This is a genomic window from Vreelandella zhaodongensis (assembly GCF_013415115.1).
GTDB classification, from domain to species: Bacteria; Pseudomonadota; Gammaproteobacteria; order Pseudomonadales; family Halomonadaceae; genus Vreelandella; species Vreelandella zhaodongensis.
Genome location: NZ_JACCDD010000001.1, coordinates 516,519 through 532,035, shown reverse-complemented (window position 1 = coordinate 532,035; position 15,517 = coordinate 516,519). Strand labels below are relative to the sequence as shown.

The 15,517-nt window shown below is 51.6% G+C and carries 14 protein-coding genes and 1 tRNA gene; 11 read left to right on the top strand and 4 right to left on the bottom strand.

Annotation, left to right across the window (positions count from 1 at the left end; all coding sequences use genetic code 11):
• Positions 1-228 precede the first annotated feature (228 nt).
• The 8 genes from ppa to purH all read left to right on the top strand — a co-directional run bounded on the left by ppa (position 229) and on the right by purH (position 9,072).
• Positions 229-759, top strand: coding sequence for an inorganic diphosphatase (gene ppa, locus HZS79_RS02330; RefSeq protein ID WP_009724723.1), 531 nt, complete (start codon positions 229-231; stop codon positions 757-759).
• Between the two features lie 206 nt (positions 760-965).
• The gene (gene dsbD, locus HZS79_RS02325) at positions 966-2,813 is read left to right on the top strand and encodes a protein-disulfide reductase DsbD (RefSeq protein ID WP_162218372.1); all 1,848 of its coding nucleotides are present in this window, start codon (positions 966-968) and stop codon (positions 2,811-2,813) included.
• Positions 2,814-3,130: 317 nt separating this feature from the next.
• Positions 3,131-3,595 carry an acetyl-CoA carboxylase biotin carboxyl carrier protein gene (gene accB, locus HZS79_RS02320; protein WP_162218373.1) on the top strand — a complete coding sequence of 155 codons (465 nt, stop codon included), beginning with the start codon at positions 3,131-3,133 and terminating at the stop codon, positions 3,593-3,595.
• A gap of 30 nt (positions 3,596-3,625) precedes the next feature.
• Complete coding sequence (gene accC, locus HZS79_RS02315) at positions 3,626-4,966, top strand: acetyl-CoA carboxylase biotin carboxylase subunit (protein ID WP_179926947.1); 1,341 nt, start codon at positions 3,626-3,628, stop codon at positions 4,964-4,966.
• Between the two features lie 107 nt (positions 4,967-5,073).
• Positions 5,074-5,985: a 50S ribosomal protein L11 methyltransferase gene (prmA, locus tag HZS79_RS02310; protein WP_179926946.1), complete on the top strand. Its 912-nt coding sequence runs from the start codon at positions 5,074-5,076 to the stop codon at positions 5,983-5,985.
• Between the two features lie 99 nt (positions 5,986-6,084).
• The gene (gene dusB / locus HZS79_RS02305; protein ID WP_179926945.1) at positions 6,085-7,125 is read left to right on the top strand and encodes a tRNA dihydrouridine synthase DusB; all 1,041 of its coding nucleotides are present in this window, start codon (positions 6,085-6,087) and stop codon (positions 7,123-7,125) included.
• The gene (gene fis, locus HZS79_RS02300; protein ID WP_162218377.1) at positions 7,122-7,445 is read left to right on the top strand and encodes a DNA-binding transcriptional regulator Fis; all 324 of its coding nucleotides are present in this window, start codon (positions 7,122-7,124) and stop codon (positions 7,443-7,445) included. Before dusB ends, fis begins: the two co-directional genes overlap by 4 nt.
• Positions 7,446-7,491: 46 nt before the next feature.
• Positions 7,492-9,072 carry a bifunctional phosphoribosylaminoimidazolecarboxamide formyltransferase/IMP cyclohydrolase gene (gene purH, locus HZS79_RS02295; protein ID WP_162218378.1) on the top strand — a complete coding sequence of 527 codons (1,581 nt, stop codon included), beginning with the start codon at positions 7,492-7,494 and terminating at the stop codon, positions 9,070-9,072.
• Positions 9,073-9,189: 117 nt separating this feature from the next.
• On the opposite strand, the gene HZS79_RS02290 is transcribed toward purH, so the two are convergent.
• Positions 9,190-10,647, bottom strand: coding sequence for an NAD-dependent succinate-semialdehyde dehydrogenase (locus HZS79_RS02290; protein WP_162218379.1), 1,458 nt, complete (start codon positions 10,645-10,647; stop codon positions 9,190-9,192).
• A 98-nt stretch (positions 10,648-10,745) separates the two neighbouring features.
• Positions 10,746-11,297 (bottom strand): GTP cyclohydrolase I FolE, encoded by a 552-nt coding sequence (folE, locus tag HZS79_RS02285; RefSeq protein ID WP_162218380.1) that lies wholly within the window; start codon positions 11,295-11,297, stop codon positions 10,746-10,748.
• A gap of 259 nt (positions 11,298-11,556) precedes the next feature.
• Here folE and HZS79_RS02280 point away from each other — a divergent pair, with 259 nt between their 5' ends.
• A complete protein-coding gene (locus tag HZS79_RS02280; protein WP_246311384.1) occupies positions 11,557-12,195 on the top strand; it encodes a hypothetical protein in 639 nt (212 codons plus the stop codon).
• A 76-nt stretch (positions 12,196-12,271) separates the two neighbouring features.
• Here the strand turns inward: HZS79_RS02280 and HZS79_RS02275 are convergent, their stop codons facing one another.
• Together HZS79_RS02275 and HZS79_RS16760 are read right to left on the bottom strand one after the other, a co-directional pair.
• A complete protein-coding gene (locus HZS79_RS02275; protein ID WP_162218381.1) occupies positions 12,272-13,246 on the bottom strand; it encodes a serine/threonine protein kinase in 975 nt (324 codons plus the stop codon).
• Between the two features lie 33 nt (positions 13,247-13,279).
• Entirely contained in the window at positions 13,280-13,432 is a 153-nt protein-coding gene (locus HZS79_RS16760) for a ComF family protein (RefSeq protein ID WP_246311383.1), read from the bottom strand.
• Positions 13,433-14,086: 654 nt separating this feature from the next.
• Here HZS79_RS16760 and HZS79_RS02265 point away from each other — a divergent pair.
• Both HZS79_RS02265 and HZS79_RS02260 read left to right on the top strand, forming a co-directional pair.
• Positions 14,087-14,171: transfer RNA gene (locus HZS79_RS02265), tRNA-Leu, on the top strand.
• Between the two features lie 332 nt (positions 14,172-14,503).
• Positions 14,504-15,496 (top strand): hypothetical protein, encoded by a 993-nt coding sequence (locus HZS79_RS02260; protein ID WP_179926943.1) that lies wholly within the window; start codon positions 14,504-14,506, stop codon positions 15,494-15,496.
• Positions 15,497-15,517 lie beyond the last annotated feature (21 nt).

Below are 15,517 nucleotides of genomic sequence, written 5' to 3'. Positions count from 1 at the left end.
AGGAACCACACGCTGGACATGATACACGCTGATAAGCGGAAACGATGCCCGCCAAACGTCGCGAGAGCGTAAAACAGGGGGTATTTTAGGATTTTAAACATTTGTCCGCAGAGCACACCTATGTCGCATTGGTAATCCAGCACCCATATTCGTATAATTCTTCGCCATTAATGCAATGCATCAACTGCTTAGCCACCGCACTACATAAGCCAAGCCAAGGAATAAACGATGAACTTCGATAACATCCCCGCTGGAAAGGATCTGCCCAACGATATCTATGTGGCGATTGAGATTCCTGCTAATCACGCGCCGATCAAATATGAAATCGATAAAGACATGGGTGCCCTTCTCGTGGACCGTTTCATGGCCACCCCCATGTTTTATCCAGCCAACTACGGCTTTATCCCTCACACGCTCGCCGATGACGGCGACCCGCTTGACGCGCTGGTAGTAACACCTCACCCAGTGGCACCGGGCAGCATTATTCGCGCTCGCCCGGTGGGCATTTTAAATATGACCGACGAAGCAGGCGAAGATGCCAAACTGGTATGTGTTCCGCACCCCAAGCTAAGCACCTTGTACGACGACGTCCAAGAAGTCACTGACCTTCCTGAACTGCTCCGCCAGCAGATTGCTCACTTTTTCGAGAACTATAAAGACCTCGAAAAAGGCAAGTGGGTGAAAGTAGAGTCCTGGGAAGGTGTTGAAGCCGCACGCAAAGCGATTGAAAAATCAGTAGCGGCATACCAAAAGGCTTAACCCACCAGGTTAAGCAGTAAAGCCAAAGCGGTTTTACTATCAAAGGCTGCCCTCGTGGCAGCCTTTTCTATTATCGGCGGCTTATTAGATTTGGCATTAACGGAGCATGAAGAAGCGCGTCACGTCACCGCAGCATCTACGCTGATATCACAAGGTAGGATATGCTACTGAAAAATTTCCCTGATATGTCTGCGTAAGGATACTTCGTGCTGTCTTTTAAGCGTTTAAGCCTGTTACTGTTACTCTGCTGGCTTCCCCTACTAGCCCATGCCCAGTGGTTTTCCTCTTCCAGCAATCAAAGTGATTTCTTGCCTGTTCTGGAAGCCTTCCAGCCCACCGCTTGGCATGATGGAGATAGCGTTTATATCGGTTTCGATATCGCCGAAACTTACTACTTGTATCGCCATCAATTCTCCGTCACCAGCCAAGACGCCAATGTAGCGCTTGAAGCACCAATCCTGCCTGAAGGGACATTTACCAATGATGAATTTATGGGTGATGTCTATATTTTCCGAGACACACTGGTGTTTGAAACACCACTAACCACGCCCTATAACGGCCCAATCAGCATTGAGTTAACCTTTCAGGGCTGCGCCGATGCTGGTCTCTGCTATCCTCCCGAAACAGTTGCGCTGGACGCATCAGAAACGTCTCCTCCCGGCCGGTTCGCTAACTGGCAAAATGAACCAGCACCACAGCCTGATGCCCCTGCTGAATCCACAGATCAAAACGTCGGTTTTTCTGCCCCGCAAAGCGCGGATAGCCGCTTTAGCACACTTATCAGTAGCGCCAGCCTCCCCATCGCACTAGGGCTATTCTTTATCGCGGGGCTAGGGCTTACCTTTACGCCTTGCGTGCTACCTATGATCCCGATTTTATCCTCAATTGTGGTCGGCCAAAATCCTACCAAACCACGCGCGTTCGTGCTCTCGGCGAGCTATGTTCTGGGCATGGCATCTACTTATGCACTGGTCGGGGTACTAATGGGACTGTTTGGGGCAGGCCTAAACCTTCAGGCCCACCTACAGTCAGCACCTGTGCTGATCACCTTTGCCATTCTATTTTCGCTATTTGCCCTGGCTATGTTTGGCGCATTTAACCTACGTGTCTCACCACGACTCGCGTCTAAAGTCGATGCTTGGCAAGCCCGCGCTCAACGCAGTGGGCCTGCGGGTCTGGCGCTCGCAGGCGCACTATCCGTATTGGTGGTATCCCCTTGCGTCACTGCACCACTCGCGGGAGCGTTAGTGTTTATCTCTTCAACGGGTGATGCTGCGATGGGGGGAGCTGTCCTGTTTGCGCTAGGCCTTGGAATGGGTGTACCGCTGTTACTGGTAGGCACCTTTGGCACAACACTCCTACCTCGCACAGGTGCCTGGATGAACGGCGTTAAACTCGCCTTCGGCCTGTTACTGTTAGGCGTCGCTATTTGGATGGTTGAACGATTAGTTGCCCCTCCTGTTGCCCTGCTCCTCTGGGCGGCACTGGCCATCGGCACGGCACTAGTATTGGGCGCGCTACACACCAACCAACCTAATGGCTGGTCACGCGTGCGCCAAACGGCAGGCCTAATGCTACTAGCGTGGGGGGTAGCGCTGGTCATTGGCGCGGCCCAAGGGGGCAACAACCCTTTACGCCCTCTCACGGCTTTAAACAGTTCAGCCAGTGCCCCATCTCAAGCGCTCTCTTTTCAGGAAGTAGATACACTGAGCGATTTAGAAGCAGCGATTGAACAGGCTACAAGCAATCAGCGTCCCGTCTTTGTGCACTTTACCGCCGACTGGTGTATTTCCTGCAAGCTTATGGAACGCGACGTGTATCCAGATCCGTTAGTCGTTGAGGCACTGAGCGATTTCCAACTCATTGCGGTCGATGTCACGACTACCAATACGCGCAGTCGTGAACTCCTTAACCGCTTTAACCTGTTTGGCCCTCCTAGCCTGCTATTCTTCACTGGGGGCGTAGAGGTTCGCGATGCACGTATCCAAGGCGAGGTAACCGCTGAAGAGCTGGCCCAGCACCTTGACTTGTTCAAACGTTGGCAACAAGGCTAGGACATTCCATACTCAGTAGGAACGCCTTTTGAGCGGTTGTGTCGCGATCGTCGTCAAACAGTTGTTTAATTCACAACCAATGAGCATGTCTGGGTCACTACTGGACATGCTCGCACTTTTTCGGCAAACTCCGCTCCCATATTTGCTTAAAAACTCATCTTTAAGGACTGTGTACAGGTTAACGTTCGCCAACGTGCAGCGTTCTCTACATTTTCTTATCTGGTTTACTGCGCTTTTTAGGCGCTGCAGCATGGGCACGCTTTTATTTGCATGTATCGTACTGCACTGACCGTTCACACATTTTTGGGGCGACACATATGGATATTCGTAAAGTAAAAAAACTGATTGAGCTACTCGAAGAGTCCAATATCAGCGAAATTGAAATTCAGGAAGGCGAAGAATCTGTTCGCATCAGCCGCCATCCTAACGGTGTTAACTGGCAGCCCCAGCCCATGCCGCAATACGCCCAAACGGCCCCCACGCAACAAGCGCCTGTCGCTTCCAGCACAGCGGTTGCCGATGCCGAGCCTCAAAATGCCAGCTACCGAGGCGAAGCTGTTTATTCTCCTATGGTGGGCACGTTTTATCGTAGCCCGGCACCGGGCGCAAAATCTTTTGTTGAAGTCGGTGATACCGTCAAGCAAGGCGACACGGTATGTATCGTTGAAGCAATGAAGATGATGAACCAAATTGAAGCCGACCGCGACGGCGTGGTCGAGGCCATCCTGGTGGAAGATGGCGAGCCGGTGGAATTCGATCAGCCTATGATCGTCATCGCTTAATCTTTCATATCAACACGGGTGGATTCTGCCATGCTGGACAAGGTACTTATCGCGAACCGCGGCGAGATTGCCCTTCGTATACTTCGGGCATGCAAAGAGCTTGGAATTAAAACCGTTGCGGTTCACTCCAAAGCTGACCGCGAATTAATGCATGTACGTTTGGCCGACGAGGCCGTCTGCATTGGCCCTGCCTCATCAGCCCAATCGTACTTGAATATTCCAGCGCTGATCAGCGCCGCAGAGGTGACTGACTCTAGCGCTATTCATCCTGGCTACGGCTTCCTGTCAGAAAATGCTAATTTTGCTGAGCAGGTTGAGCGCTCTGGCTTTACCTTTATTGGCCCTCGTGCGGAAACCATCCGCCTGATGGGTGATAAAGTTAGCGCCATTGAAGCCATGAAAATTGCCGGTGTACCTACCGTGCCTGGTTCTGACGGCCCGCTAGGGGATGATGAAGCAACCAATTTAACCACCGCTCGCCGCATTGGTTACCCGGTTATAATTAAAGCCGCCGCAGGTGGTGGTGGTCGCGGCATGCGGGTGGTACACACAGAAGGCCACTTGCTCTCGGCCATTAATGTTACCCGCACCGAAGCCCACTCTTCTTTCGGCGATGGCACGGTTTACATGGAAAAGTTCCTTGAGAACCCCCGCCATGTTGAAGTGCAAGTACTGGCTGACGGTCAGGGCAACGCCATTCACCTTTACGACCGCGACTGTTCATTGCAGCGCCGCCACCAAAAGGTGCTTGAAGAGGCTCCCGCCCCTGGCATAGACCCTGAAGCGCGCGCCAAAGTGCTTGAAGCCTGCCGACAAGCCTGTATTGAGATTAACTACCGCGGCGCCGGCACCTTTGAGTTTTTGTATGAAGATGGCAATTTCTTCTTCATCGAAATGAATACCCGTGTTCAGGTAGAACACCCTGTCACCGAGATGATCACGGGTGTTGATATCGTTAAGGAGCAATTGCGCATTGCTTCCGGCTTGCCACTCTCGATTCGTCAAGAAGATGTACAGGTGAATGGTCATGCCTTTGAGTGTCGCATCAATGCGGAAGATTCGCGCACCTTCATGCCTTCTCCCGGCAAAGTTACGCTGTTCCACGCCCCAGGCGGGCTTGGCGTACGGATGGACTCTCATCTCTACACCGGTTACACAGTACCGCCTTACTACGATTCGTTAATTGGCAAGCTCATCACCTGGGGTGCTGATCGTGAGATCGCCCTCACACGCATGCGCAATGCGTTGGATGAAATACTGGTTGAAGGGATCAAAACCAATATTGATCTTCAGAAAGACTTGGTTCGGGACAGCTATTTCCGCCAAGGCGGCGTCAATATCCATTATCTTGAAAAGAAGTTGAGTAACTGATGCGCGAAAGCGCTCTACGTTGTTAGTCAACACTCAACGGGGTGGCCATTGCCACCCCGTTACTGTTTTACATTTGCGTGGCCACATTCACGCCGTGGAGATTCCCAATGCCTTGGCTCCAACTCAAAGCCCATGTTGCTCCCGAGCAAGCCGAGCTGCTAGAAGAGCTGCTTTTAGCAGAAGGGGCGACAGCAATAAGCTTGCAAGATGCCCACGACAACCCAGTCTTCGAGCCCGAGCGAGGCACTACCCCTCTTTGGCAAGACACTATTCTTACTGGCCTCTATGATAACCTTGAAGGCGTCGATGCGATGCTGGAGCGGCTTCAATCAGCATGGTCGTCGCAACTACCAGACGACCCCTGCCCAACGATTGAGTATGAGCTGCTAGCGGATAGAGACTGGGAGCGGGAGTGGATGGACGACTTCACACCGCTGCGCATGGGTCAACGCCTCTGGATTGTACCTAGCTGGCTTGCGCCACCGGACGAAAATGCAGTGAACCTGATTCTTGATCCAGGACTTGCGTTTGGCACCGGCACTCATCCCACGACGGCGCTATGTCTGGAGTGGCTGGACAGTCTTGCGGTTAGCGGCGACTTACAAGATAACTCCATTCTGGATGTTGGCTGCGGCTCAGGCATTCTGGCCATTGCTGCGTTAAAGCTAGGGGCGGGTCATGCCGATGGCACCGACATTGACCCACAAGCCCTCCAGGCAAGTCGCGATAACGCCGAGCGCAACCATATTCAAGAACAACAACTGTCACTTTACTATCCCGAGCAACTGCCTGATGGCCTGTACCCAGTTGTCACCGCCAACATACTGGCCGGCCCACTGGTTGAGCTAGCAGCGATGATTGCTGGGCATGTAGCCCCCAACGGTCGGATAGCGCTCTCCGGGATTCTGGCAAACCAGGCTGATGACGTATTAAACGCTTATGAAGCACAAGGATTAATTATGGATGAGCCTGCACTCCGCGAAGGCTGGGTGCGTCTATCAGGTCATCGCCCTGCTTAATCTGCCCTACGGCCTTCACCCCATCGCCGAGTAGGCGTATCATACGCCTCCTTGAAATGCCTACTCGGCGATTTTATTTATACCCCACAGCGCAGCAAAATGACCAAACCAAACACTCAGCCGCCTATGATTGGGCCTTACCAACTACCTAACCAAGTGATCTTGGCGCCAATGGCTGGCGTTACCGACCGGCCCTTCCGCCAACTTTGCAGGCGGCTGGGCGCTGGATGGGTGGTTGGAGAAATGGTCACCGCCGACCCCTCTTTATGGCATACACGAAAATCCAAGCTGCGGATGGATCACCAAGGCGAGCCCGCTCCACGTGTGGTGCAAATTGCAGGCGGTGATGCTGAAATGCTCGCCAACGCAGCAAAACTCAACGCAGAACTAGGCGCCCAGGTAATTGATATCAATATGGGGTGCCCTGCAAAAAAAGTCTGCAATAAAGCGGCTGGGTCCGCCCTAATGCGTGACGAAGCGCTAGTGGCTGACATTCTCGACGCCGTCGTCAAAGCGGTTGATATTCCGGTAACGTTGAAGATCCGCACCGGCTGGTCTGCCGAGTCTAATAACGGCCTGCGTATTGCCAAGCTAGCAGAGTCCGCTGGCATCCAAGCCCTGGCTGTACATGGACGCCACCGAGAGCAGCGCTATACTGGATGGGCAGAGTACGACACTATCGCTGAGATAAAATCCCACCTGTCGATACCTGTCATTGCCAATGGCGATATCGACAGCCCCCAGAAAGCGAAGCATGTATTGTCCTACACGGGTGCTGATGCGGTAATGGTTGGCCGAAGCGCCCAGGGAAACCCGTGGATTTTTCAGCAAATCACACATTATCTTGCCCATAACGTGTTGCTGGCAGCCCCCAGCCTTAATGAACGACACTGCGTTCTTAACGAGCACATACAGGCACTTCACGCATTTTATGGCGAGACAATGGGCGTACGCATAGCGCGAAAACATCTAGGTTGGTACTTAAACGAAGATCCACGTTTTAGCGAGCAGCAGAGCCGCCTACTGAAGCAGCAATTCAATGCGCTGACGACGCCAGAATCGCAAACTGACTGGATTAACGATGCCATGACGCAAGACGCTACAGCGCGTCTGCTAGCTAAAGGAAGCCATGCTGCATGACTGAACGCGACCTGCTCACTCACGAACTCTCGCCTCGGCTCAATGGTACGCTGGCAGACATAACCGCCAGCGTACCGCCCCAACCCTTAAGAGAAGCGGTTGAAACGGCTATACGCCGCTACTTCGAGCATCTCGATGGCAGCCAGGCAACTGACCTGTATGCCATGGTGATGGCCGAAGTAGAGGCGCCGTTACTCGCCTGTGTGCTGGAGCACACCGACGGCAACCAAACCCGCGCTGCTGATGTACTGGGTTTGAACCGCGGCACATTGCGCAAAAAACTCAAACTTTACGGATTGATTGAAGGTGACGCCCCATAAGGGGCGTTGTTGTTTATAATTCTCGACTCTGCACACGAGCACTCTAATGGCTGATAGCACTGCTACCCCCGTCCGTCGCGCCCTTTTGAGCGTATCCGATAAAACTGGCATTGTTGAATTTGCCCGCGGCTTGAGCCAACACGGCGTAGAGCTACTCTCTACCGGCGGCACATTCCGACTGCTTCAGGAAAACGCTATTCCTGTTAAAGAAGTCTCAGAACACACAGGTTTTCCCGAAATCATGGATGGGCGTGTCAAAACACTGCACCCCAAGATTCACGGCGGAATCTTAGCGCGCCGTGGTCAAGATGATGCAGTAATGGCCGAAAACGACATTACCCCTATCGACATGGTGGTCGTTAATCTTTACCCCTTTGCAGCCACTGTTGCCAGCCCTGGATGCACGCTGGAAGATGCTATCGAAAACATCGATATCGGTGGGCCTACGATGGTGCGCGCATGCGCAAAAAATCACGCGTATACCACCATTGTCGTGAATGCTGGTGATTACGCTCGTGTGCTGGGAGAGCTAGCCGCTCAAGAGGGGCAAGTCAGTGCTGCCACCCGCTTTGACCTTGCTGTGAAAGCGTTTGAGCATACCGCGGGTTATGATGGTGCCATTGCCGACTACCTGGGACGCAAAGTCACCAGCGACGAGTCAACGTTTGCTCGCACCTTTAACCTACAACTACACAAAAAGCAGGACATGCGATACGGCGAGAACCCGCATCAACAAGCAGCATTTTATGTTGACCCGACGGCCAGCGAGCCGAGTGTCTCCACCGCTAAAACCCTGCAGGGTAAACCTCTCTCGTTTAACAACGTGGCTGACACAGACGCAGCTTTTGAGTGCGTAAAAGCCTTTGATGAGACTGCCTGCGTTATCGTCAAGCACGCCAACCCTTGCGGCGTAGCAATTGGCGCCACCGCGTTGGAAGCATACGACAAAGCGTTCGCTACCGATCCAACCAGCGCCTTTGGCGGTATCATCGCCTTCAACGTAGCACTGGATGCAGAAACAGCACGGGCAATTATTGACCGTCAGTTTGTTGAAGTTATTATCGCCCCCGGCGTGAGTGACGATGCTGCGGCGATCGTGGCAGAAAAACAGAATGTTCGCCTTCTGGATGTTAGCGCACACTGGCCAGGCGAAGCGCAACCAGCGCTTGACCTTAAACGCGTCAATGGCGGGCTGCTGGTACAAGAACGTGACCAGGGCATGGTCACTCGCGAAGAACTGACCGTCGTGAGCGAGCGGACACCTTCAGAACAAGAGCTTCGTGATCTGGCCTTTGCATGGCGAGTCGCCAAATTCGTTAAGTCGAACGCGATTGTTTATGCCAAAGAAGGACAAACAGTCGGCGTTGGCGCAGGCCAAATGAGCCGTGTTTACTCAGCGAAAATTGCCGGCATCAAAGCCGCTGACGAAGGCCTTTCAGTGCCTGGCTCAGTCATGTCATCTGATGCCTTCTTCCCCTTCCGTGACGGCATTGACGCGGCAGCTGCTGCAGGTATTACCGCAGTCATCCAACCCGGCGGTTCTATGCGCGACCAGGAAGTCATTGACGCCGCCAACGAAGCGGGCATTGCCATGGTATTTACGGGCATGCGCCATTTCCGCCATTAATCGGCTTGCCATAAGCAGCAACTGAGTCGTTATGTAAAAGAGCCCCCACCGGAAAAATCCGGTGGGGGCTCTTTTGTTGGTAGTACTATTAAATGGTAGCGCTGTTTGCGCCTGCGTTTAACCTAGATCGATACACAGATATTTTGTCTCAAGATACTCTTCTAAACCTTGATGTCCCCCTTCACGCCCAAGCCCTGATGCTTTCACGCCACCAAAAGGTGCGGCCGCATTAGAGATAAGGCCGGTATTAATCCCTACCATGCCGTACTCCAGTGCATCGGCAACGCGCCAGACGCGCCCCAGGTCTCGTGAATAGAAATAGGACGCCAAGCCATACTCAGTGTCGTTAGCCATTTCGATGGCAGTTTCCTCATCATCGAAAGGAAACACAGCCGCCAGCGGGCCAAACGTTTCTTCGTGGGCGACCTTCATTTTATCCGTTGCGAAGCTAATTAATGTGGGCGTGAAGAAATTGCCACCCAACGGATGCGGATGCCCACCAAGCAATAGCTCAGCCCCGTTATCGACAGCGTCTTGTACGTGCTCGCTGACTTTTTTCACAGCATCTTCATCAATCAACGGTCCAATGTTGATATTAGGCTTAGTGCCATCGCCTACGTATAGCTCGCTATTCATGGCAACGGCCAGCTTTTCACAAAAAGCATTGATGACGCTGGACTGCACTAAAAACCGGTTAGTACACACACACGTTTGGCCTGCATTACGGAACTTAGCCGCCATAGCACCTTCGACAGCAGCATCGAGATCTGCATCTTCAAAGACTATAAAGGGGGCATTCCCCCCCAATTCAAGTGATATTTTTTGAATATTTTCAGCAGCTTGAGCCATCAAATCGCGCCCAACTTCCGTAGAACCTGTAAAGGTTATTTTACGGACTTTAGGAGACTGGGTGAGTGCTTTAGCAATATCAGCTGCACGACCAGGCACCACATTGAACACACCACGTGGTATACCTGCCCGTTCCGCCAACAAAGCTAAGGCCGTCGCGGAAAAGGGTGTTTGGCTGGCAGGCTTAACCACAATAGTACATCCCGCCGCTAACGCCGCACCCGCCTTCCTTGTGATCATCGCTGACGGGAAGTTCCAAGGCGTGATAGCCCCAACAACGCCGACAGGCTGCTTCGTCACGACAATACGTTGGTTCGATTTAGCAGCCGGTATCGTCTCACCATATACACGCCGAGCTTCTTCAGCAAACCAGCGTAAAAAACTGGCTGCGTAGACAATCTCACCTTCAGCCTCTTTTACCGGCTTGCCTTGCTCATAGGTCATGAGTAGCGCGAGATCATGCTTGTGCTCAAGCATTAGATCGTGCCATTTAAGCAGTAAATCCGCTCGCTCTTGAGCTGTTAAAGCACGCCAAGCAGGCAGGGCAGCATCTGCTGCATCGATAGCACGATCTGTTTCGACTTTGCCTAGCCGAGGCATATCACCGACAGGCTCTCCCGTCGCGGGGTTTATGACGTTGATTTGTTCACCGCTGTCGGCGGCAACCCAACTACCATCAATATAAGCAAATGGGCAGTACAGCTGTGTTTCTTTCAGCGCTTCCATGACAGACTCCTAACCGAATGATTGGCCTCGTTGGCTCATCCACCTGCTCATGCTAAGACGAAAAAGCATCATTGACCAAATGTTTGCCGTATATCAACTCATTTGATCAGGGTTAGGAATTCATGACGGGTGGCTTGATTGCTACGGAACCCACCTAGCATCACAGACGATGTCATACTGGAGTTCTGCTTCTCAACCCCTCGCATCATCATGCACAGGTGTCGCGCCTCTATTACCACTGCGACGCCTCTTGCCTGGGTCACTAGTTGCACTGCTTCCGCTATTTCACGGGTCAAATTTTCTTGGATTTGCATGCGCCTAGCATACATATCAACAATGCGAGCGAACTTCGATAGGCCTAATACTCGACCACTAGGCAAATAAGCAATGTGGCACTTGCCAATAAAAGGCAGTAAATGGTGCTCACACATAGAGTAAAGCTCAATATCTTTGACAAGTACCATTTCATCAGTTTGAGACTCGAATACAGCGCCATTGACAATTTCTTCGAGAGATTGTTGGTAGCCTGCATTCAAAAACTGCATCGCTTTTGCCGCTCTTTTGGGCGTATCACGCAACCCCTCACGATCGGGGTTCTCGCCAAGTGCTGTAATAATTTGCCGATAGTGCTGGGCGATGTCGTCGGTCATATAAAGCCTCATCAAAACTGTGCGAACTCGCAGTAAAATAATCGCCTGTCGATTACAAACGTTTATCCCCAGCGAATTTATCTGCGTTTAAAAGTCGCTGATGGCAGCGAGCCAATCATGTACAAAAAATATACCTGAAATAACTTTTGCACAATAAAAAACGTTACATTGGTATATTTTAACGCACCTAACCCCTCTGTGGCAGAGTGCCGCGCACCCCCCTTTGAGACTATTTAAGCTGTGCTATCATGAGCCCAACATGTCAACTCAATCCGCTGCGCTCATCCGAGAGTTATCTATGCCACCCAAATCTATGTCACCCAAATCTATATTTTTAAAATCTTCCTCTTTTTTACTAACTGCTTTTCTTGGATCTGCGCTGACCTCTCCATTGCTGGCCGACGACCAGACATTATCGCTACCCAGCGGCGCAAACATCGGTGTTGAGCTTATTGAAGAGTTTTCTTTTTCAGACGACCAGTCTCGTCACCAAGCTATTTTACTGCACCCGACGGAAGCCGATGGTGCCACTCATGAGTTACCCAAATATTGTATCCTGGTAGCGAACGCACAGCTGACAAACGGGCGTATTCGTATCACCACACAAGATGCAACATGCATTGAGACACACGATGCCGAGAGCAATATTTTCACAGGCGCCTTTGAAGCAAGCGCCTACGGTGAAGATGGTCAGTATGGCCTCGCTTGTGATGATGCTTCTTGCACCCTATCGCCAGGTCAGGCTTTTTTGATCACACTCGACGAAAGCATCAACATAGACGCGCAAAACAACCCATCAGCAGAAATCAATGCTGCCCGTCGCCGAGCCAATGGCGAAGGCGTGGCGAACCCTATTCCTTCTGAACGCCCCAACCCTGATGAGAGCGGCAATAACTAATTTTTACCAAACAAACGGGGGCATTTATCTCGCCCAGCAGCCCATCAAAGTAGCGACACGTTATTAGGGCTGCGAGCTATGCAAGCCAAATAGGCTCCTCAAGTTGTAGCGACTGCTGCTCAAGCTGGCGAATATGTTGGTCCCAGTAGCCACTCTCCGCCAGCCATGGAAATCCACGAGGAAAAGCAGGATCATCCCACCGCGACAACAGCCACGCGGTATAGCGAATAAGCCGATAAGCACGCAAAGGCTCAATTAATGAAAGCTGCTCATGCGGAAAGGATTGCTCTTCCTCATATCCTTCCATAATTTCACTCAATTGGGCTCGCCAGCTAGAGGGATCACCCACTGGTAGCAACATCCATATATCCTGAATAGCTGGCGCCATCATGCAGTCGTCAAAATCCACCAGCGTGAATGATTCATCTCGCCCCAGCACATTGCCTAAATGGCAATCTCCATGGGTACGGATCATTTGAGCGCTAGCGATAGGATGCTTATTGAGCTGCCGAAGAATTTTTTGCACGACCCCATGGTAAGCACGCTGCTGATGCTTATTAAGCCGCTTACTTGCTATCACACGTGCTTGCGCATCAGCAATATCAGACTCCCATGCCAGTGTTGGCCGATACTTGAATGGCTTCTTAGACGACACCGCATGTAAGCGACCTAATGTATTACCTAAGGCAAAAAGATGGGATGGGTTATCTAGTTCTGGTGCCTGGCCACTGCACTGAGGGTAAAGAGCGAAGCGAAACTGCTGATATTCATGCAGCGATTGTCCCCGCTCATCCCGCCACGGGGCAATAACGGGCACATCAGCTGCATCAAGCTCTTGAAGAAAGTCGTGTTCTTCTTGAATCACCTCATCTGACCAACGACCAGGACGATAAAATTTCACCACCCAACGCGCTCCGTCATCGTCACGAAACATCAGCACGCGATTTTCATAGCTGTTAAGCGCAAATGGCTCACCCGCTGGCCAAATGCCAATCGACTCAGCTGCCGACATTACCGAATCCGGGGAAAGTGTGCTGAATGGGTGTGGCATGTGCGGCTCCTAAAGAAATAATCCACCATTCTATCAACTATGTGCCAGTGGCGTTCTGGCAATCGCCCAGATATCGACACGTTTTGCACCCGCTTGCAGCGCAACCTCCGCCAGTGCCTGAACAGTCGCACCGGTGGTGACAACGTCATCGACGATGGTGAGATGCGCAGGGACGGAATCAGTCATACGAAATGCACCGAGCAAATTTTTTGCACGCTCCTGCCTACTTAAGGTGTGCTGTGAAGGCAGTTGTTTAATGCACTCAGCGTTGATAACTGGCAACGCAACGCGTTTCCCTAACTGCTCTGACAACCAATGCGACTGGTTGAAACCACGCTCTCGGGCACGCACAACATGCATAGGGACAGGCAAGAGCCCTTCTCCCAGACATCTGGGCGCTTTCGCCAGCATGAGTTCGAGCAGCAACATACCTGCGCGCGGCGAAGCATGAAATTTAAAATCATGGATAAGTTCTCTTACAGGCCCTTCAAATAACAGCTCTGCTGCCATCGAGTTAAACGCAGGCCTTCCGACCTGACAATGATCACACAGCCTGTGAGAGGTGGTGATGCTTACATGGCTTAATGGCTCTTTACATTGGCAACATGCATGGTGGTTCCACGGTAGCTGATCGAAGCACTCCTGGCACCATCCACTGCTAGCCTGCCCAGGTGTGAGACAAAAAGCGCAGTAACCCGGCAAGCCTTGCTTGAACCAACCGCTTGCCATATGCGTCCATCGCGTTAGGGACATCTCTCCTCCTGAGCTAACTTATTGAACATCCTTCACACTAAGGCATTGACATTTCCGCGAATACTGTTAATATACGTCTCGTCTTCTGCGGATGTGGTGGAATTGGTAGACACGCTAGATTTAGGTTCTAGTGCCGTAAGGTGTGGGAGTTCGAGTCTCCCCATCCGCACCAATTTTAAGTTTGTTATTCCAATTAATTCGGTAGCATTTATGCTAGCCGGATTTTTTTGCTTTTGCCCCCTCCCTTTTTACCCGCAAGTTTCATTCGTTAGCTGACGTCGCCTTTTTTTTGGGCTAAGTTAGCTGGCATCTTAGACCGCATTGAATTAATTTTTAGCAGCTTCGCTTTAGCACACACCCTTAGCGACTAGACAACGCGCTTTAACAGCCACAGGGAACGCAAGCGCGCATGACAACGGACAAAAATAGTGGGCAACAATCGTGAAAGGCATAAGGCGCAATCGGTTATCGCTCCCCAAAAAAACCTTGCCCATGGGTACTGCAATGAGACCTGCCATCGCACTTTTTTGTGTTTGTGCATTTTTCGCACCTCCGCTAGCTGCGGATGAAGAAGAGAATGACAGCGATTTACCAGAGTGGGCAGAGAATCACGTTGAACCATTTCGCGCACGAGTGGGCAATTGGGTAGATAACACCTCTCGCAATATCGACTCTTTTTTTGGCGGCGATCAATCATCCAGCGTCGATAATGGTTCTTACCTTCGACTTGGCCAAGAAATAGATTGGATGGAAGGCGACGGCACCAGCAGTGATATTAGCGTACGCTATCGCATCGACCTACCCACCACAGAAGAACGGCTTCGCCTGATTATCGAAAGCGATCCAGAAGAGTCGCAAGGCACGTTAGCCGACCAAGGTTCAGGTCGACTCTATAACGATCAACGTGACCGTCGAACCTCTACGCTTGGCCTTAGCTGGCTTGAAAGAAGAGACAAACGCGACAATTGGAGCAACCGAATTGGTGCCGGCGTTCGATTGCGCCTGCCATTAGACCCCTACGTACGTTTTACCAGTGAAAGACTATGGGATATTGGGGAAGGACCTTGGCAGTTAGAGTCATATAACCGATTATCCTGGTTTAATAACTCAGGTTATTCAGCACGCACTCAGTGGGATATTGGCCGCCCGTTATCGGAAAATCGTCACCTGCGCTTTATCACGACAGTACAGTGGCGAGAGGAAGAGGACACCCTTGAATACAGTGAAGTGGCCCAGCTCAATCAGCGTCTTAATAGCCGCAGCGCGCTTCGTTACTCCGCAATTGCTATTGGTGAAAGCGTCTCTAACCCACGCATGACCAACTATTATTTACAAACACGCTATCGCCGTGACATTCATAAAGGCATTTTGTTTGCCGACGTTATTCCAGAGCTACATTTTCAGCGCGAAGTCAGCCACGACCCACGCTGGGCGATGACACTTCGTTTAGAAATGTATTTCCAACGAGATATCAAACGCGATTACTTTCATTTCTAGCGCTCCACCTTACACGCCATG